Annotated in this window: 16 protein-coding genes; 10 read left to right on the top strand and 6 right to left on the bottom strand. The window is 56.8% G+C overall.

Annotation, left to right across the window (positions count from 1 at the left end):
* Positions 1–2: 2 nt before the first annotated feature.
* Genes LG204_RS03990 through LG204_RS03970 form a run of 5 tightly spaced genes read right to left on the bottom strand, consistent with a single transcriptional unit; the run spans position 3 to position 5,318 of the window.
* Positions 3–1,163, bottom strand: a complete 1,161-nt coding sequence (locus LG204_RS03990; RefSeq protein WP_230336049.1) for an FAD-dependent monooxygenase — start codon at positions 1,161–1,163, stop codon at positions 3–5.
* Positions 1,160–2,332, bottom strand: coding sequence for an FAD-dependent oxidoreductase (locus LG204_RS03985; RefSeq protein WP_230336048.1), 1,173 nt, complete (start codon positions 2,330–2,332; stop codon positions 1,160–1,162). Before LG204_RS03985 ends, LG204_RS03990 begins: the two co-directional genes overlap by 4 nt.
* Positions 2,329–3,633 carry a Xaa-Pro aminopeptidase gene (pepP, locus tag LG204_RS03980; protein ID WP_230336047.1) on the bottom strand — a complete coding sequence of 435 codons (1,305 nt, stop codon included), beginning with the start codon at positions 3,631–3,633 and terminating at the stop codon, positions 2,329–2,331. Before pepP ends, LG204_RS03985 begins: the two co-directional genes overlap by 4 nt.
* A gap of 9 nt (positions 3,634–3,642) precedes the next feature.
* Positions 3,643–4,329, bottom strand: coding sequence for an N-acetylmuramate alpha-1-phosphate uridylyltransferase MurU (gene murU, locus LG204_RS03975; protein ID WP_230336046.1), 687 nt, complete (start codon positions 4,327–4,329; stop codon positions 3,643–3,645).
* Complete coding sequence (locus LG204_RS03970; protein ID WP_230336045.1) at positions 4,329–5,318, bottom strand: aminoglycoside phosphotransferase family protein; 990 nt, start codon at positions 5,316–5,318, stop codon at positions 4,329–4,331. The genes murU and LG204_RS03970 overlap by 1 nt, the downstream gene beginning before the upstream one ends.
* A gap of 264 nt (positions 5,319–5,582) precedes the next feature.
* Between LG204_RS03970 and LG204_RS03965 the strand changes: the two genes are divergently transcribed.
* From LG204_RS03965 to nadD, 10 genes are all read left to right on the top strand, one after another.
* Positions 5,583–7,955, top strand: a complete 2,373-nt coding sequence (locus LG204_RS03965; RefSeq protein ID WP_230336044.1) for an LPS-assembly protein LptD — start codon at positions 5,583–5,585, stop codon at positions 7,953–7,955.
* A gap of 1 nt (position 7,956) precedes the next feature.
* Positions 7,957–9,273 (top strand): peptidylprolyl isomerase, encoded by a 1,317-nt coding sequence (locus tag LG204_RS03960; RefSeq protein WP_230336043.1) that lies wholly within the window; start codon positions 7,957–7,959, stop codon positions 9,271–9,273.
* Positions 9,274–9,276: 3 nt separating this feature from the next.
* A complete protein-coding gene (pdxA, locus tag LG204_RS03955; protein ID WP_230336042.1) occupies positions 9,277–10,275 on the top strand; it encodes a 4-hydroxythreonine-4-phosphate dehydrogenase PdxA in 999 nt (332 codons plus the stop codon).
* Positions 10,272–11,036 carry a 16S rRNA (adenine(1518)-N(6)/adenine(1519)-N(6))-dimethyltransferase RsmA gene (gene rsmA, locus LG204_RS03950; RefSeq protein ID WP_230336041.1) on the top strand — a complete coding sequence of 255 codons (765 nt, stop codon included), beginning with the start codon at positions 10,272–10,274 and terminating at the stop codon, positions 11,034–11,036. The genes pdxA and rsmA overlap by 4 nt, the downstream gene beginning before the upstream one ends.
* A gap of 48 nt (positions 11,037–11,084) precedes the next feature.
* Positions 11,085–11,738, top strand: coding sequence for an adenylate kinase (gene adk / locus LG204_RS03945; protein ID WP_230336040.1), 654 nt, complete (start codon positions 11,085–11,087; stop codon positions 11,736–11,738).
* A gap of 157 nt (positions 11,739–11,895) precedes the next feature.
* Positions 11,896–14,376: a leucine--tRNA ligase gene (gene leuS, locus LG204_RS03940; RefSeq protein ID WP_230336039.1), complete on the top strand. Its 2,481-nt coding sequence runs from the start codon at positions 11,896–11,898 to the stop codon at positions 14,374–14,376.
* A 3-nt stretch (positions 14,377–14,379) separates the two neighbouring features.
* Complete coding sequence (locus LG204_RS03935; RefSeq protein ID WP_328441060.1) at positions 14,380–14,928, top strand: LPS-assembly lipoprotein LptE; 549 nt, start codon at positions 14,380–14,382, stop codon at positions 14,926–14,928.
* Entirely contained in the window at positions 14,928–15,956 is a 1,029-nt protein-coding gene (holA, locus tag LG204_RS03930) for a DNA polymerase III subunit delta (protein ID WP_230336038.1), read from the top strand. The genes LG204_RS03935 and holA overlap by 1 nt, the downstream gene beginning before the upstream one ends.
* 33 nt (positions 15,957–15,989) lie before the next feature.
* Positions 15,990–17,246, top strand: a complete 1,257-nt coding sequence (locus tag LG204_RS03925; protein ID WP_230336037.1) for a glutamate-5-semialdehyde dehydrogenase — start codon at positions 15,990–15,992, stop codon at positions 17,244–17,246.
* A 27-nt stretch (positions 17,247–17,273) separates the two neighbouring features.
* Complete coding sequence (nadD, locus tag LG204_RS03920) at positions 17,274–17,936, top strand: nicotinate-nucleotide adenylyltransferase (RefSeq protein WP_230336036.1); 663 nt, start codon at positions 17,274–17,276, stop codon at positions 17,934–17,936.
* A gap of 49 nt (positions 17,937–17,985) precedes the next feature.
* Here nadD and bioD read toward each other — a convergent pair whose 3' ends face one another.
* Complete coding sequence (gene bioD / locus LG204_RS03915) at positions 17,986–18,726, bottom strand: dethiobiotin synthase (protein ID WP_230336035.1); 741 nt, start codon at positions 18,724–18,726, stop codon at positions 17,986–17,988.
* Positions 18,727–18,740 lie beyond the last annotated feature (14 nt).

Raw genomic sequence — 18,740 nt, 5'->3', positions numbered from 1 at the left:
GCTTAAATAATAGCGTGCTGTATCAGCGGCTTTTTCAGTGTGGAACTATCTACCAGCCGCATACCCTGGTTGCGCAGGCGCTTTAGCAAGGGGTGTTCACTGGCAAATAACAGCTGCAAACCATGCGTCAATCCCTGCAACGATACCATATCCGTCTTGCGAGACCGCTCGTAGTGACGCAAAAGGTGAATATCACCCCAACCTTGCAAAGCATGCCTCCTGGTCAGACTCTGCATTAGCGAAATCACATCGCGAAAGCCTAGATTTACGCCTTGCCCGGCCAGAGGATGTACCTGATGCGCAGCATCGCCCACCAAGGCCAGATGTGGCGCTACCAGCGCATGCGCTGCCTGTTTTACCAGCGGGAAAACAGCGGCAGGGGTGATGAGCCGCAACGTCCCCAACACATGCTGGCCGGCTTCTGCCACGCGAGCCGCAAGGTCTGCCGCATCAAGGGCAAGTAATTCCTTTGCCCCTTCCGTGGACCAGACAATTGAAATGCGGTTCCCTGGCAAAGGCAGCCAGGCCAGAATTCCATCCTTGTTCAGCCATTGCCGCGCAATATTTCCATGCGGCAACGTCGTCTCAAAATTCGCCACCAGCCCTTGCTGGGCATATACATATTTCTCGCTGCCGATGCCTGCCTGTTGCCGCACCCACGAAGCACCGCCATCTGCAGCCACTAGCAAATCGGCATTGATTTTCTCACCGTTTTCCAAGGTCAGCGTAGCCGCTTCGTCACTCAATCTGACGTTCGCACAGGTAGCCTCAAAACGCATATCCACGGCAGCATCGTCCAGCGCTTCCAATAACGCCTGTTGCAACGCAGCGTTTTCAACAATAAAGCCTAGCTGGGCGGCGCTGATGTCTTCCGCATTGAATTGCAACTGATCCTCAGCACTATCGCCCCAGACCGCCATGCGATCAATGGGGCAAATACGGGATGAGGGAATGCGCGACCACACGCCGAGTTTATCGAGCCACTCAGCATTGCCCGGGGTAATCGCATAAATACGGCTATCCCAGCCCTCTGCCGGACCTGCTTTCGGCCGTGCAGCACGATCAAGCAGAATGGCATGCACGCCCTGGGACGTGGCAGCCAATGCCGTTACCAAACCAACCAGGCCCCCGCCAATCACCACCAACTCAGCGTGTTTATTCATCCACGACTCCCAAAACTCATCTTGCGCACCAGCCTGTGTTTTACAAAAGGGATTACATCCAGCAAGCCCAAGCCTATGCCGCGCATGCGATTGAGCCCGACAATATCATTGGAAAACAGGTTGACCAGAAAATCAGTAAACAGCAAACCACGCTTGGTATCGGTTTTGCGGCTGGCGCTATAAGCCTTGAACATATCCGGGCTACCCCATGCGGCGGCAGGAGTTTCGGCAATTTTCCTGGCCAGCTCCCAGGCATCGCGCAGGCCCACATTGAAACCTTGCCCGGCCACCGGATGCATGGTCTGGGCGGCATTGCCGATCACCACCAGATGTGGTGCGGTAACCGGATCAAGATAGGATAGTTTGAGCGGAAAGCTCATGCGCTTTTCTACCTGCAAAAAGCGCCCGACGCGATCACCAAAATGCTGATGCAGCTGTTGCAGGAAAACATCATCCGGCAGCTCCAGCAAACTGTGGATGGCAGCCGCCTGCCCGGTCCAAACCAGTGAAAAATCGCGTGGCCCGTTGGGCAGCAGCGCTACCGGGCCATCCGGGGTGAATCGCTCATAGGCAATATTGTCATGGGCCAGCTCGGCGCGCACTTTAGTAACCAGCGCATCATGCCCATAGTGCTTGGTTTCGCGCTTCAGCCCAGGTATATCGCCCAGACTACGCCCCCCATCAGCCAGCACCACCAGCTTGCCGGTCAAGGTATGCGTGATGCCATCCTGCCGGTAGCTCACTTCGCCATGCTCGGCTGAAGGCGTAATCGTCAGCACTTCGGCTTCATGGCGGATATCGGTCTCGTTGTCCTGCTGCAAGGCGTGATCGAGCACCCGGGTCAGATTGCCATAGGAAAGCACATAGCCCAGCGCGGACTGTCCATGCTCTTCTGCCCGCAAGCGCGAGCGGCCCAAGCTGCCCCGTTGTGAAATATGAATTGTGTTGATGGCGGTCGCCTGATCCGCCAGCTGAGCCCACAGCCCAAGTTTTTCCAGAATGACCCGCGTACCATAAGACAAGGCAAGCGCGCGTTGATCCGCATGTGCGGCACCGGGCGCGCGGGCCTCCAGCAGCGTAGCGCGCAGCCCCTGCTGCCGCAGCGTGAGTGCCAGAGTAGCGCCGACCGGACCGCCACCTACGATAATGATATCGGCCTGATTAATCATGCTGCCCTCATCAGATCTTCAATGGCGGCGACTGTCTTGGGTGCTGCTTCGGTAAGGATGTCGCATCCCTCGGCGGTCACCAGCGCGTCATCTTCAATGCGGATGCCAATATTCCAGAAGGCTTCCGGCACCCCCTCGGCTGGACGGATGTAGCAGCCCGGCTCCACCGTCAGCACCATGCCGGGCTGCAATGTGCGCCATTCGCCGTCCAGCTTGTATTCACCGGCATCATGCACATCCAGACCCAGCCAGTGACCAGTGCGATGCATGTAAAACTGGCGGTAATCGCCCGACTCCAGCACCGCATCCACCGTCCCCCGGCATAGCCCAAGATCAATAAAGCCTTGTGCCAGCACCTTGAGCGCCGCCTCATGCGGCGCGTTCCAATGTGATTGCGGGTTGACCTGGGCAATGGCGGCGTATTGCGCCGCCAGCACCAGCTCGTAAACATCCTTCTGCGCCCCACTGAAACGGCCATTGACCGGAAAAGTCCGCGTAATGTCGGAGGCATAACCATCCAGTTCGCAGCCCGCATCGATCAATAACAGATCGCCATCGTTGAGCGGCGCATTATTGGCGATGTAATGCAGCACGCAGGCATTCGCGCCGCCCGCCACAATGGAGGTATACGCCGGATATTGGCTGCCATGGCGATAAAAGGTATGCAGTAACTCGGCTTCAATTTCGTATTCATGCTTGCCGGGCTTGGTGATCTGCATGGCACGCGCATGCGCTTCTGCCGAAATAACGGCCGCGCGGCGCATGGTGGCAATCTCCTGCGGCGACTTGATAAGCCGCATCTCGTCCAGCAACACTCTCACATCGCGTAGCGCGGCAGGCGCAGCGACACCAGCCCGGCCCTGACTGCGCAATTGATTGATCCACCCTGTTACACGCTGATCCCAGGCCGCATCGGCGCCCAGGCTGAAATACAGTTCTGACTGGCTGGCTAGCAAGGCCGGTATGCGGCTATCCAGTTCGCTGATGGAATAGGCTTCGTCCACGCCGAACTCGGCCAGCGCACCGGCGGGGCCATGGCGAAAGCCATCCCATATCTCGCGCTCCATATCCTTGTCGCGGCAGAACAGGATGCTTTTTGGGGTATCCCCGGCAATCACCACGATCACGGCTTCGGGCTCGGTAAAGCCCGTCAGGTAGTAAAAGTAGCTGTCATAGCGATAGGGATAATGGGTATCCCGATTGCGCAAGGCCTCGGCCGCGGTAGGAATGATGGCGACGCCGTGCTGCATGCGACTGGCGAGGGCGGCACGTCGAGATTGCAAATGCGGTATATCTAACATGGCATGACCTTAAGCATGTGACTCATTCAGATAGGCATCCAGCTGCGCCAGCTGGGCAGGAGTGCCTATATTGTCCCAAACACCCGAAAAATGCCGACCGCCCAATTGTCGCTTGGCAATCGCCTGTTTGAACAGCGGCAGCATTGGCATACTTGCCCCGGCGGGGACGCTGGCAAAAAAAGCGGGCAGGAAGACACCAATATTGGCATAGGTCAGCTTGGGATGACCTTCCAGCTGAATAAACCCATCGACCAGGCCAAAATCTCCAGCAGCATGCCAGGATGGATTGTCCACCATCCACAGGCAGGCCAATGCAGCATCGTTTTCTGCCAACACGCCCTCGCTCAACTGCCGGTAATCCGCTTCGACATAAATATCGCCACTGATCACCAGAAAAGGCGCATCGCCCAGCAAAGGCAACGCCGCTGCGACACCGCCTGCGGTTTCAAGCGCCTCGGCTTCACGGGAGTATTCTATCGACAGGCCCCAGGCGCTGCCGTTCCCTAGCGTCTGCTCAATTTGCATGCCGAGATAGGCATAGTTAATGACAACCTCGGAAAAGCCAGCAGCAGCCAGATGCTCGAGGTGATGCACGATAAGCGGCTTGCCCCCCGCTTTCAATAAGGGCTTGGGCGTATGGTCAGTGAGCGGGCGCATGCGTGAGCCGCGCCCAGCCGCCAGGATCATGGCTCGCATCAAAAGGTCAAACCCTGCTGAGGCGCAACATCATGCAATTGATCCAGCAAGCGCCACATGGGACGCAACTCGGTATAGCGGGCGCAGACCCGGCGCAGATACTCCAGCACCAGTGGCATATCCTTGAGATAGCCATCCTTGCCATCGCGGTAATTCAGGCGGGCAAAAATCCCCAGAACCTTGATATGACGCTGCGCGCCCATGAACTCAAAATCGCGATAAAACTCGGAAAAATCCTGCGTTACTGGCAAACCGGCATCGCGCGCCGATTGCCAGTAACGCACGGTCCAGTCCAGCACCTGCTCTTCTTCCCAGGCAATGTAAGCATCCTTGAACAGGGAAACCAGATCATAGGTGATCGGACCATACACAGCATCCTGAAAATCCAGCACGCCGGGGTTAGGCTCGCATAGCATCAGATTGCGGGCATGATAATCACGATGCACATACACTTGCCCCTGAGACAAGGCATTTTGGGTGAGGACGGCAAAGGTGCGTTCGAGCACTGCCTGCTGTTTTGCATCCAGCTCAATATTCAGGTGGCGCTTGACATACCAATCCGGGAACAGCTGCATCTCTCGCAGCAGCAAGGCTTCGTCATAGGAAGGCAGAACGCCGGGACGACTGACGCGCTGCAAAGATACCAGCGCCTGACAGGCGTCACGATAGAGGGCACCCGCGCTGTCCGCCGTGAGCACTTGCAGGTAGGTGGTGTCGCCCAGATCACTCAATAACAAAAATCCCTGCTCCAGATCTTGCGCCAACACCTGCGGCACATTCAGGCCGGCATCCAGCAAGAGCTTGGCAACATGGACGAATGGTCGACAATCCTCCTGGGGCGGGGGCGCATCCATCGCAATCAGGGTACGGTCAGTTAGATGCACTCGAAAATAACGCCGAAAACTGGCATCCGCCGAAGCGGTGGTCAGCTGATAAGAGGCATGGTCAAGGACTTGGTCCAGCCATGCCTGCAATTGAGTCAATCGCATGGGATAAAGATTTCCTGACAAAATTAACACTTGTGGCAACGCCTGCGAATGCTTGCGCGACGCGGTTTTCACGCTATCGGCGGCAAAGATATGCATTGCCTAAAAATTGAATTTATGCGATTTTATCACCCTATAACAAAGTCCCACCCACACTTTTTGCGTAGCCCAACCACAGTGAAAATCCGCCGACTACCATTTGCCGTAGCCCTCATTTGCCTCAACTACAGTTCAGTCCAAGCCGCAGAGCCATCCGAACTCGAGCAAATGGGCAGCGCTCCGTTGCAAACCGTGGGCGTCACCAGCCAGCCAGGCGAAGTGGTGATTGAAGGCGACAAGCTGCAGATGAATCTGGGCCGCAAAATGAAAGCCACCGGCAATGCCTCGCTGCATCAGCAAAGTCAGGATGTCTATGGTGATGTGATTGACTACGATGAGCAAAATGAAGCATTGCATGTCTTGGGCAATGCACGGATCGAGTCGGGCGGCGGTGTCGTCACTGGCCCGGAACTGCGCATGCAACTGCATGAAAATATCGGTGAGATGCGCGATGCGTCATTCAAGCTAAATAACCAATTCAGCGGCATACCGCTGGCTGGCGCAGGCAGCCTGGGCACGACCAAAACCTTCGCCGACCCTAATGAGGTCATTGCTGACACTAACTATGCTGGAGGGGCATCCGCCGGCACTTCACAGATCAGCTCGCAGAATCTGGATGACAGATCCAGCAACTCCCCAGGCTTTCAAAAAAAGATAGGTGCATCACGCGGGGATGCTTCCGCCATTTTCTTTGAAGGTCAGGATAAAAAACGCCTGAAGAGCGCACGTTACACCACATGCGAAGTGGGCCGCGATGACTGGTATATCAAGGCAAGTGATCTTGAGCTCGATGACTACACCAAGACGGCCACGGCCCGAAATGCACGCGTGGAGTTTATGAATACGCCGATTCTCTATACACCATGGATCAGCTTCTCTTTCCTGAACCAGCGCAAAACCGGTTTATTGTCGCCGACCTTCGGCACCACATCGCGTAGTGGTTTCGAGTTGCTGACGCCGTTTTACTGGAATATTGCCCCCAATATGGACGCCACCGTCGCCACCCGCTATCTGGGTACGCGCGGCATGCAGTACCAGGGAGAATTCCGCTATCTGGGTGAAACGTATTCCGGTATCGATAATGTGGAGTATCTGCCTAGCGACTCCAGCACGGGCGATACGCGTTACTACATGCGCTTCAAGCATGACCAGATATTGCCCAATGGTTGGTCGACGGGTTACCAGTTCGAGAAAGTGTCGGATGACAAATACTTCTCTGAACTGTCTACCCGCATTACGGTGACCAGCCGGGTGAACCTGCCACAACAGGCATATTTGAATTACTCGGACGACACATGGAACTTCAATGGTCTGGTGCAAAAATATCAGACTCTTGACGGCATTTCCTATCCTTATGAGCGCCTGCCCCAGCTGACATTGACCGGCAACAAGGATGTGGGCGCGTTCAACACCAATCTTTATACGCAATGGGTCAGTTTCGACCGCAATCCCAGCAGCCCATTGACCTCGACCACGGCTAGCGGCCAAGTGCTGACAACCTCGGTCACCGGCAATCGCTTTACCGCCTACCCTTCGGTCAGCCTGCCGATGGCCAGGCCGTATGGCTATATCACGCCCAAGATCGGCCTACATTACACCAGCTATGGACTGCAGAACACCGAATATACCCTGGGGTCGGTCAGCGGCAATTATGAATCCACGAACCGGTCACTTCCCATTGTCAGTTTGGATAGCGGCCTGTTTTATGATCGCCAGGTACGGGTAGTAAAAAACATGTACACACAGACATTGGAGCCGCGCCTTTACTATGTCTACATTCCTTATCGCGACCAGTCGATGCTGCCAGTGTTTGATAGCTCGGAATCGGACTTGAGCATGAGCACCCTGTTCCTGGAAAACCAGTTCAACGGCAATGACCGTATCAACAATGCCAACCAGATTACCCTGGCGGTTACCTCCCGCATGATCGACAGCCGCACGGGTGAACAACGTCTGGCCGCGACAATTGGTCAGCGCTTTTACTTTGCGGACCAGAAGGTCGGCGTCCCTGGAGCCAACCTTCGTACGGGTGATTCCTCGGATATCGTGACTGCACTCACCGCCAAACTGCTCAACAAGTGGAGCCTGGATACAGCGTGGCAGTTCAACACGGATCGCAGCCGCACCACCAAGGCCAACATCGGCGCACGCTACAACCCCGAGCCCGGCAAGGTACTGAATATCGGCTACCGTTATACCGAAGATCGTCTGGAGCAGATCAACCTTTCCAGCCAATGGCCCCTGGGCAATGGCTGGTATGGCCTGGGACGCTGGAACTACTCCCTGCGTGAAACCCGTCCGATTGAAGGCCTGGCGGGAATTGAATACAACGCGGGCTGCTGGCAGGCACGTACTGTACTGCAACGCGTATCCACCGCGACTGCTAGTGCCAACTATGCATTTTTTATCCAACTGGAACTGGGCGGCCTCGCCTCCATCGGTTCCAATCCTTTAACTCTGTTAAACCGGGGCATTCCAGGCTACACCAGCACTGGCTTGCTACCCGATACCGTTCAGCAACAACCATCCTCCTATGAGTAATATGACCATTAAAAACTGCCTGATGGCAGGCTTGTTCCTGTGGGCTGGCGCCCTGCTACCGCATGTGGCTAGCGCCGCACAGGAAGGCTCTGTCAATAAGATTGACCGTATCGTGGCCGTCGTCGACCAAGGCGTCGTCACCGAGAAAGAATTAAACGACCGCATTGAAATCGTCAGCGCGCAACTGGAAAAGCAAGGCAACCAGTTACCCCCACGCAATGTCCTGGAAAAACAGATCCTGGAGCGCCTGATCAATGACAGGCTGCAGCTTCAATATGCAGCGCAGACCGGCCTGCGTGTGGATGATGACCAGCTCGACAAGACCATCATGCGTATCGCCGAGCAGAACAAGATGAGCGTGCCTGAATTCAAGGAAGCCCTGGCGTCCGAAGGCATTGTCTACAAGAAATTCCGCGAAGACATCCGCAACGAAATCCTGCTGGCACGCTTGCGCGAGCGTGAAGTCGACAACCGCGTCAACGTTACCGAATCCGAAGTGGACAATTTCCTGACTACGCAATCCTCTCGTCAGGATTCGTCGGACGAATATGAAATCTCCCACATCCTTATCCGCGCGCCGGAAGATGGCTCTCCTGAAGACCTGAAGCGCCTGCGAGAAAAAGCCGAGGACGCCCTGAAGAAACTGCAGGCAGGCGAGGACTTCGGTCAGGTATCTGCCCGCGTCTCAGATGCACCGAATGCACTCGAAGGCGGCAAACTGGGATGGAAGACTGCAGCGCAGGTACCGGCATTATTTCTGGAAGCACTGAAACCCATGCAGGTCGGCCAGTTATCAGGCATTCTGCGCAGCCCCAATGGTTTCCACATTCTTAAACTCACCGATCGTCGTGGCGGCAATACCTCCACCATGGTGCAACAAACGCACACCCGCCACATCCTGATCAAGACCAGCGAAGTGCTGTCGGAAGCAGAAGCCAAGCGCAAGATTGATGGCATCAAGCAGCTCATCGATAACGGTGAGGATTTTGGTGAGGCAGCAAAACGTTACTCCAATGACGGCTCGGCGGCCACTGGCGGCGATCTCGGCTGGGTTAACCCGGGCGACACCGTTCCGCAATTTGAAAAAGCCATGAATGCCTTGCAGCCAGGGCAGATCAGCGATGCCGTGCGTTCGCCGTTTGGCTGGCATTTGATCCAGGTGCTGGAACGCCGCAACCAGGACATGACGCGTGAAGCAGAGCGCATGAAAGCGCGCCAGGAAATCCGTCAGCGCAAAGCCGATGAAGCCTATCAGGACTGGGTACGCGAACTGCGTGACCGTGCTTATGTCGAGCTACGCCTGGAAGACAAATATTAAGCGGTGGACAGGCCCTTACCCCATATTGCCATTACCGCTGGCGAACCTGCTGGCATAGGTCCGGATGTATGCGTCATGCTGGCAGGCACGCCCCTCGCGGCCTGCCTGACCATCATTGCGGACCAGCCATTGCTCGAAGCACGCGCCCGACAGCTGGGCCTGCCCCTCACCATCATCAGTGCAGATTCGCCTTTATCTCCACACACCGGCAATGGCCAGCTGCGGGTGTTACATACCCCGCTCGCCACGCCTACCAAGCCAGGCACACTGGACGCCCGCAATAGCGCTTATGTGCTGCGCACGCTGGAAATCGCGCTGCAAGGCTGCGCCAGCGGCCGTTTCAATGCCATGGTGACCGCTCCAGTGCACAAGGGCATCATCAATGATGCGGGCATCGCCTTTACCGGCCACACTGAGTTTCTGGCAGAAAAAACCGGCACCGCACAAGTGGTCATGATGCTGGTGGGCGGCGGCATGCGGGTAGCGCTTGCCACCACCCATTTGCCGCTGACTGCCGTCAGCGCTGCCATTACCCGCAGCAGCCTGGAAACTACCCTGCGCATACTGCATCACGATCTCGTCCATAAATTCGGCATCGCCCATCCGCGCATACTGGTGGCCGGACTCAACCCGCACGCAGGCGAAGGCGGCTATCTGGGCGATGAAGAAATCACCACCATCACACCGGTGCTGAAACAACTGAGTAGCGAGGGCATGCAGCTACAAGGTCCATTGCCTGCGGATACGCTGTTTGCGCCGCATCATCTGCAGCATGGCGATGCCGTACTGGCGATGTATCACGACCAGGGCCTGCCTGTGCTGAAGCACGCCAGCTTTGGCGGCGGCGTCAATGTCACGCTGGGCTTGCCCATCATTCGCACTTCGGTAGATCATGGCACCGCGCTTGATCTCGCTGGCAGCGGAAAAGCCAATCCAGGCAGCCTCATGGCCGCTATCCAGCTTGCCATTGAACTCTCTCAGAAAACATCTGCTTCCACATGAAACATGTAGCAAAAAAACGCTTCGGCCAGAACTTCCTGACAGATCAGGCCATTATCGCCAGCCTGGTGAATGCCATTACTCCACAGCCGCAGGACATCATGGTCGAAATCGGCCCTGGCCTCGGCGCCCTTACCCAGCCCTTGGTGCAGCGGCTGGAAAAGTTGCATGTGGTGGAAATCGACCGTGACATCATCGCCTGGATGGAAAAACACTACGCCCCAGGCAAAGTCATCATCCATAACAGGGACGCGCTGAAGTTTGATTTCGCCAGCATCGCGCCGCGGCTGCGTGTGGTCGGCAATCTGCCGTACAACATTTCCACGCCCATCCTGTTTCATCTGCTGGACAATGTAGCCCACATCATCGACATGCACTTCATGCTGCAAAAGGAAGTGGTCGAGCGCATGGTGGCCGAGCCCTCCAGTGCAGCCTACGGACGGCTATCGGTCATGCTGCAATATCATCTGCACATGGAATACCTGTTCACCGTGCCGCCGGAAGCCTTCGACCCTGCGCCCAAGGTGGAGTCGGCCTTTGTGCGCTGCGTGCCGCACACCGAGCTGCCATTTCCGGCCAAGGATTACGCCCTGTTCGCGCGCGTGGTGGCCACCGCATTTGGTCAGCGCCGCAAGACCCTGCGCAACACGCTCAAAGGCATGCTGGACGATGCTGGCTTCGAAGCGCTGGGCATCGATTCGCAGTGGCGCGCAGAAAATCTGCCGCTCTCCGCATTTGTGAGCATCGCCAATTACCTCGTTTGATATAATCGCGGTTTCGATTCCGCACTCAGTACAAAAAAGGAACCTCACGTGAGACTGATTCTTCTTGGCGCTCCCGGCGCCGGTAAAGGCACCCAGGCCAACTTCATCAAGGAAAAATTCAATATTCCGCAAATTTCCACCGGCGACATGCTGCGCGCAGCAGTCAAGGCAGGCACACAACTAGGTCTGGAAGCCAAGAGATTCATGGATTCGGGCGGCCTGGTTCCCGATGAAGTGATCATCGGCCTGGTCAAGGAGCGCATCAAGGACGACGACTGCAAGGCCGGCTTCCTATTTGATGGCTTCCCTCGCACCATTCCCCAGGCCGAAGCCATGAAGCAGGCCGGTGTCGGCATTGATTATGTGGTGGAAATCGACGTACCGGATGAAGCCATCGTGGAACGCATGAGCGGCCGCCGCTCTCACCCTGCTTCAGGCCGTACCTACCACGTCAAATTCAACCCGCCCAAGGTCGAAGGCAAGGACGACATCACCGGCGAAGACCTGGTGCAGCGTGAAGATGACAAGGAAGAAACCGTGCAAAAGCGTTTGCAGGTCTACCACGAGCAAACCGAACAACTGATCGGCTACTACTCCGATTGGGCCAAGTCTGGCACTGGCGGCGCACCGCAGTACGTCAAGGTGAATGGCCTGGGCGACATGAACAAGATACGCGACAGCATTTTTGATGCGTTGAAGTAAGCCACTTTACGATCTTGCATTTCATCAAAAAGCCCGCATTCGCGGGCTTTTTTTCATGGCCCATCCAGGCACATGTTTTTACGCCGCAGTCTGACATGGCATACGGCTTCAAGGTATAATTTTACCTTTATAAATCATTACAAAAGCCCACGTCCTCATGCAGCAGCAGTATCCTTTCCGCGAAATTGAACAACAGGCCCAGCAATACTGGGAAACCCATCAGACATTTGCCGCCAGCGAGCAAAGCGACAAGCCAAAATACTATTGCCTGTCGATGTTCCCTTACCCGAGTGGTCGCCTGCACATGGGCCATGTGCGCAACTACACGATTGGTGATGTATTAAGCCGTTTTCACCGCATGAAAGGCTTCAATGTCATGCAGCCCATGGGCTGGGATGCGTTCGGCCTGCCTGCGGAAAACGCCGCGATCAAGAACAACGTGGCACCTGCTGGCTGGACTTATAGCAATATCGAGCACATGAAAACCCAGCTGAAATCGCTGGGACTGGGTATAGACTGGCAGCGCGAGATCGCCACCTGCAAACCGGAATACTACCGCTGGGAACAATGGCTGTTCACCGAGCTGTTCAAGAAAGGCCTGATCTACAAAAAGACCGCCACGGTGAACTGGGATCCGGTGGACCAGACCGTGCTTGCCAATGAGCAGGTGATTGATGGTCGTGGGTGGCGTTCGGGCGCGATTGTTGAAAAGCGCGACATCCCCCAGTACTTCATGAAGATCACCGCCTATGCCGATGAGCTGCTGGCAGACCTCGACAAGCTGGAAGGCTGGCCCGAGCAGGTCAAGACCATGCAGCGCAACTGGATAGGCAAGAGCTACGGCTGTGAAGTCGAGTTCCCGATTCTGGATGCGGCAGGCAATGCCACCGCCGAAACGCTCAAGGTGTATACCACCCGGCCGGATACGCTGATGGGCGCCACTTACGTAGCCGTCGCCGCCGAGCACGCACTGGCCACTCAGGCAGCAGACAACAATCCTGCGCTGCAGACTTTCATCGCCGAATGCAAGATGGGCAGCGTGGCCGAAGCTGACCTCGCCACCGCCGAGAAAAAAGGCATGGCGACTGGCCTCTTTGTTGCGCATCCGCTCACCGGCGAAAAGCTGCCGGTGTGGATCGCCAATTACGTGCTGATCAGCTACGGCGAAGGTGCTGTGATGGCCGTGCCTGCGCATGATGAACGCGACTTTGAGTTTGCGGGCAAATACCAGTTGCCGGTCAAGGCGGTGATTCGCCCTGCCGATGGTGAACTCAACCTGCCATTGACCGCCGCATTTACCGAACACGGCGTATTGTTTGCTTCTGGTGAATTTGACGGGCTGGATTTCGATGGCGCCTCTGCGGCCATTGCCGCCACCCTCAGCGCCAAAAACCTCGGCAAGCGCCGCACGCAATATCGCCTGCGTGACTGGGGTATCTCACGTCAGCGCTACTGGGGCTGCCCTGTCCCCATCATCCATTGCGACAGCTGTGGCGAAGTACCTGTGCCCGCCGACCAGCTGCCTGTGGTATTGCCGGAAGATGTGGTGATGGATGGCGTGGGCTCGCCAATCAAGAAAGACCCAAGCTTTTACGAGACCACCTGCCCCACTTGTGGTGGCAAGGCCACGCGCGAAACGGACACGCTGGATACCTTCTTCGAGTCATCGTGGTATTACGCCCGCTATGCGAGCTTTGATGCCGACAAGGCGATGGTGGATGAGCGCGCCAACTACTGGCTGCCGGTAGATCAATACATTGGTGGGATTGAACATGCGATTCTGCATTTGCTGTACGCCCGCTTCTTCAACAAGCTGATGCGCGATGTCGGCCTGCTCAAGAACGACGAGCCATTCAACAAGCTGCTGACGCAAGGCATGGTGCTAAAAGATGGCAGCAAGATGTCGAAATCCAAAGGCAACACGGTGGATCCGCAAGCCCTGATTGAGCAATACGGCGCCGATACCGCGCGCCTGTTCATGATGTTTGCAGCCCCTCCCGAGCAAAGCCTGGAGTGGTCAGACGCTGGCGTAGAAGGCGCGCACCGCTTCCTGAAGCGCGTATGGGCTGCCGTAGCCGCCCATGTGGAACAAGGCGTAGTGTCGGCATATAGCGCCGCCACATCCGCTGGCGAACTGAATGCCGAGCTGAAAACCCTGCGCCGCCAGTTGCACCTGACCATTGAAAAAATCAGCGATGACTATGGTCGCCGCCATGCCTTCAACACTGCGATTGCTGCCGTGATGGAGCTCATGAATGCTTATGCCAAACTGGAAGGGCAAGATGCTGTGACACGCAGTGTGCGCCAGGAAGTCCTGGAGCATGCGGTCCTGTTGCTGTCGCCAATTGTGCCGCACATCAGCCAGGCCTTGTGGACAGAGCTTCGCCCTGGCAGCGAGATTGTCGATGCCGCATGGCCATTGGCAGATCAGGCCGCCTTGGTACAGGATGACATCACATTGGTCTTGCAGGTGAATGGCAAGCTGCGCGGCAATATGACCGTGCCAAAAACGATGGACAAAGCGAGCATAGAGCAACTGGCCCTGCAACACGAAAGCTTGCAAAAACATCTGGCCGAAGGCACTGTACGCAAGATCATTGTGGTACCAAACAAACTCGTCAACATTGTAGTGGGATAGTCCATGCACAGAATGCGTAACGGCGTTAACCCTTTTATTGGCTCCGGATTTTCCGGCCTCTCCGTACTGCTCTTGCTGATCAGTCTGGTGCTGGCCGGCTGCGGCTTTCAGATGCGTGGCACTGCTGACCTGGCATTCAAGAATCTTTACATGACAGGCGTCAGTACCAGCATAGACAAGCCCCTGAAAAAGTCTCTGGCTGTCAATGGCGTGGTCATCGTGCCGGATAAGGAAAAAGCTGAGCTGATGCTGGAGATGGTGGGCGAGAAAACGGAAAAACGCATTCTGTCCCTGAGCGGTACCGGTCTTGTGCGAGAGTTTGATCTCTACTATCGCGTCTATTTCCGCCTGAAAGACCCAGACAGTGAGCTATGGGGCAAGGAGCAAATGATTGAACAGCGCCGCGACTACTCCTACAGCGATGCCGAATTGCTGGCCAAGCAGGGCGAAGAAGCCCGGCTGTACGATGACATGCGCGCCGAGGCAGCTCGAGAACTGCTACGGCGCCTCATCGTACAAAAACCAGGCAATCTGCAAGCGCCCAAACTCTGATGCGTTTACCGGCAGAGCAACTCGCCAAGCATCTTGAAAAGGGCCTGGAGCCTATCTATGTGCTGACCGGTGACGAACCTTTGGCGCAGCGCGAGTGTCTGGATGCCATACGTGCCAAGGCACGTGCGCTGGGCTTTGATGAACGCACCAGCCTGACCGTGGAGCGCAATTTCAACTGGCAGCAGATTGCCGCATTTGGCCAGTCGATTTCGCTGTTTGCCAGCCAGCGCATACTGGAGCTACACATACCCTCCGGCAAGCCGGGTACCGATGGTGGCAAAGCGCTACAAGCAATAGCATCAAAACCACTGCCCGATGCGGTGACCATCATCATCCTGCCCAAGTTGGATCGCGACGGTAAAAACAGCGCCTGGTTTGGCGCACTTGAAAATGCAGCAGTCACCCTGACCTTGCAAGAAGTGGAGGCCGCTCAGCTGCCACAATGGATTGCGCGTAGGCTGGCCATGCAGCAGCAAGAGACGGATCAGGCGACGCTAGAGTTTCTGGCGCATCAGGTGGAAGGCAATCTGCTGGCCGCCCATCAGGAAATCCAGAAACTGGGGCTCTTGTATCCACCGGGACCACTTGCTGCTGAAGCCGTGCGCGATGCCGTATTAAATGTGGCGCGCTACGATGCGTTTCAACTTGGCGAAGCCGTACTGGCGGGTGACACCGAACGCACGGTACGGATACTACAGGGCCTGCGGGATGAAGGTGTGCAGCCTATCGCGGTGATGAATCCGTTGCTATGGGTGTTGCGCCCACTGGTGCGTGTGAAAGAAGCCGAGACGCGTGGCGAGAATCTGAACCAGGCCATGCAGCAAGCCCGCATTTATGGGGACAGACAGGCACTGACCAAACGCGCCCTAGGTAGGCTTAGCCTGCGGCAACTGCAAGCCGCCCTGCACAAGCTGGCCGAGATCGACAAAACCGCCAAGGGCCTGATCCGTCAGGATGCCTGGCTTGAAATATCCCGCCTGTGCTTCGGCCTGGCAAAAGTAAGCAGCCGCGCAGCACGGCGGACATAAGAACATGCTGCATCAGGCAGCATAGAGGACACCATGGATATCAAACATTACATGCAGCAGGTAGGGCAGCAGGCGCGGCAGGCATCGCGTGCCATGGCCCGCGCCGACACCAATACCAAAAATCTGGCGCTAGTCACCATCGCCCAGGCCATACGCCGCCATCAGGCCGCCCTACTGGCTGCCAATCAGGCTGACCTGGATCGCGCCAAAGCCAATGGCATGGAAGCCGCCATGCTGGATCGCCTGGCCTTGAGCGAAAAATCCATCGCCACTATGGCGGAGGGGTTGGAACAGATCGCCTCCCTGCCCGACCCTATCGGTGAAATGTCCGATTTCAAATACCGGCCTTCTGGTATCCAGATTGGGCGCATGCGCGTGCCGCTGGGCGTTATCGGCATCATTTACGAAGCTCGTCCGAATGTGACGGTCGATGCGGCCGGACTGTGCATCAAGTCCGGCAATGCTGCCATTTTGCGCGGCGGCTCCGAAGCCATTGAGTGCAATCGCGCCCTGGCCAAGCTGGTGCACGAGGGCTTGCATGCCGCAGGCCTGCCAACCTCGGCCGTGCAAGTGGTGGAAACCACTGACCGTGCCGCCGTAGGCGAGTTGATCACCATGAAAGAATATGTGGATGTGATTGTGCCACGTGGCGGCAAGGGGCTGATTGAGCGCATCTCCAACGAAGCGCGCATTCCCGTCATCAAGCATCTGGATGGCAATTGCCATGTTTATGTGGATGACAGCGCCGACCTCGACAAGGCCGTACGCATACTGGAGAACGCCAAGACCCAGCGCCTGGGCACATGCAACACGGCGGAATCGCTGCTGGTTGCGCGTGGCATTGCTGCTGAGGCACTGCCACGGCTGGCCGCCATGCTGACAGCCAAAGGCGTGGAAATCCGTGGCTGCGATGAAACGCGCGCCCTGGTACCAGAAGCCAAGGCTGCGACCGAAGAGGATTACTACACGGAGTATCTGGCCGCGATCATTTCATGCAAGGTAGTCGCGGATGTGGATGAGGCCATTGCCCATATCAACCAGTACTCCTCGCAGCATACCGAAGCCATTGTCACGGAAAACTACACACGTGCGCGGCAGTTCCTGCGTGAGGTGGATTCCAGCAGCGTCATGGTCAATGCATCGCCACGCTTTGCCGATGGCTTTGAATATGGCCTGGGGGCCGAAATCGGCATCTCGACCGACAAGCTGCATGCCCGGGGTCCGGTGGGTCTTGAGGGGCTGACCTCGCTCAAGTACGTGGTATTCGGCGACGGCCAGGTCCGGGCCTGATCCTCCATCCAGCATGAAACCCCGCCCATGAAGTCCCCCGCAGTCATCGGTATCCTGGGCGGCACCTTCAACCCGCTGCATCTGGGACATTTACGCATGGCGGAGGAGCTGGCCGATGCCATTGGCCTGGAGCAGGTGCGCTTTATGCCAGCTGCTCACCCACCGCACCGCGCAGAGCCCGAGGTCAGCTCGACGCACCGCGTTGCCATGGTCAAGCTGGGCATCGCGGACAATCCACATTTTTTAGTGGATACCCGCGAGCTGGAACGCCCCGGGCACTCTTACACCATTGATTCCCTGATATCGCTGAGAGCTGAACTGGGCGAGCGTGTTTCGCTATGCTGGCTGCTGGGCAGTGATGCTTTCATGGGCTTATCCAACTGGCATCGCTGGCAAGAGCTGCTGGAGTATTGCCACCTGATAGTGGCGTATCGCCCAGGCCCGGCCGAAATACATGCCGACCTCAGCCCTGAGCTGCGCGGCCTGCTCGGCAAACGCCAGACCCACGATACCGCCCGCCTGCACCAGAAACCCGCCGGGCATATTTACCTGCAGGACATCACCGCGCTGGATATTTCAGCAACCCATATACGCGCCACGCTGGAGCAAGGTTTGAGCGTGCGATATCTGCTGCCGGACAACGTGCTGACATACATCAACCAGCACAAGCTTTATAGGGATAACGCCTGAATACTCCCGCTATTGTTGGGGCAGCTTAAGTATGCTTGGCGCGGCACGCCTAAGCAACTGATGAGTCTGTCAGCAATGCGAGATTAAGTAGCGAACTCACCTGCCGAAAATTCGGCTGATGGGAAGTTGATAGGTCAGCGCTGACCCCAGCTTGCCACGGCACAATCCCCAGACAAGGCGCCTGTAATCGTTGCTGCAAGGCAGCTATATTCTCTTGTGGCATCGCCATGTCGGGATCAATGTGATTGCCCACCCAGCCCTGCAGGCGCAAGCCACGCGACAGGATGACCTCCTGTGTCAGCAAGGCATGGTTCAGGCACCCCAGTCGCAAGCCTACTACCAGGATGACGGGCAAACCCAGCGCCACGGCAAGATCGGCCGTATCCAGTGTATCGCCCAGCGGCACGCAAAAGCCACCTACCCCCTCCACAATCACGCGCTCCGCTTCAGCCTGCAAGCCATGAAAACTCTGCAGCAATATATCTAGCGATATCGCGGTATTGGCCTGCTGCGCCGCAATATGTGGCGCAACCGGGGGAATAAAGGCATATGGATTGATGCGCTCGCGCGCCATCGGCAGATTGCTGGCGGCCCGCAGCATCGCCACATCGTCATTGTGCAACTCGCCATCCCGCCATTCACAGCCAGCGGCCACTGGCTTCATGCCTACCGAACGCATGCCTTGCGCTGCAAAGGCATGCACCAGCGCACTGGAGATCAAGGTTTTGCCAACGCCGGTATCCGTGCCGGTCACAAACCAGGCCTTGCTGTTATTGACGGTAGTTTGCATCTGGTTAATCAGGG

Origin of the sequence: Methylovorus menthalis (assembly GCF_020523625.1) — a bacterium.
GTDB classification, from domain to species: domain Bacteria; phylum Pseudomonadota; class Gammaproteobacteria; order Burkholderiales; family Methylophilaceae; genus Methylovorus; species Methylovorus menthalis.
The sequence above is the reverse complement of the archived record's forward strand: the minus strand, read 5'-3'. Positions and strand labels throughout refer to the sequence as shown.

Excerpts from the sequence above, each read along its gene's own strand:
- LG204_RS03925 (WP_230336037.1), top strand. The coding sequence starts at position 15,990 with ATGGATATCAAACATTACATGCAGCAGGTAGGGCAGCAGGCGCGGCAG.
- rsmA (WP_230336041.1), top strand. The coding sequence starts at position 10,272 with ATGAAACATGTAGCAAAAAAACGCTTCGGCCAGAACTTCCTGACAGAT.
- leuS (WP_230336039.1), top strand. The coding sequence starts at position 11,896 with ATGCAGCAGCAGTATCCTTTCCGCGAAATTGAACAACAGGCCCAGCAA.
- holA (WP_230336038.1), top strand. The coding sequence starts at position 14,928 with ATGCGTTTACCGGCAGAGCAACTCGCCAAGCATCTTGAAAAGGGCCTG.
- LG204_RS03960 (WP_230336043.1), top strand. The coding sequence starts at position 7,957 with ATGACCATTAAAAACTGCCTGATGGCAGGCTTGTTCCTGTGGGCTGGC.
- pepP (WP_230336047.1), bottom strand. The coding sequence starts at position 3,633 with ATGTTAGATATACCGCATTTGCAATCTCGACGTGCCGCCCTCGCCAGT.
- LG204_RS03990 (WP_230336049.1), bottom strand. The coding sequence starts at position 1,163 with ATGAATAAACACGCTGAGTTGGTGGTGATTGGCGGGGGCCTGGTTGGT.
- LG204_RS03985 (WP_230336048.1), bottom strand. The coding sequence starts at position 2,332 with ATGATTAATCAGGCCGATATCATTATCGTAGGTGGCGGTCCGGTCGGC.
- nadD (WP_230336036.1), top strand. The coding sequence starts at position 17,274 with ATGAAGTCCCCCGCAGTCATCGGTATCCTGGGCGGCACCTTCAACCCG.
- murU (WP_230336046.1), bottom strand. The coding sequence starts at position 4,329 with ATGCGAGCCATGATCCTGGCGGCTGGGCGCGGCTCACGCATGCGCCCG.
- LG204_RS03965 (WP_230336044.1), top strand. The coding sequence starts at position 5,583 with ATGGGCAGCGCTCCGTTGCAAACCGTGGGCGTCACCAGCCAGCCAGGC.
- LG204_RS03935 (WP_328441060.1), top strand. The coding sequence starts at position 14,380 with ATGCACAGAATGCGTAACGGCGTTAACCCTTTTATTGGCTCCGGATTT.
- bioD (WP_230336035.1), bottom strand. The coding sequence starts at position 18,726 with ATGCAAACTACCGTCAATAACAGCAAGGCCTGGTTTGTGACCGGCACG.
- LG204_RS03970 (WP_230336045.1), bottom strand. The coding sequence starts at position 5,318 with ATGCGATTGACTCAATTGCAGGCATGGCTGGACCAAGTCCTTGACCAT.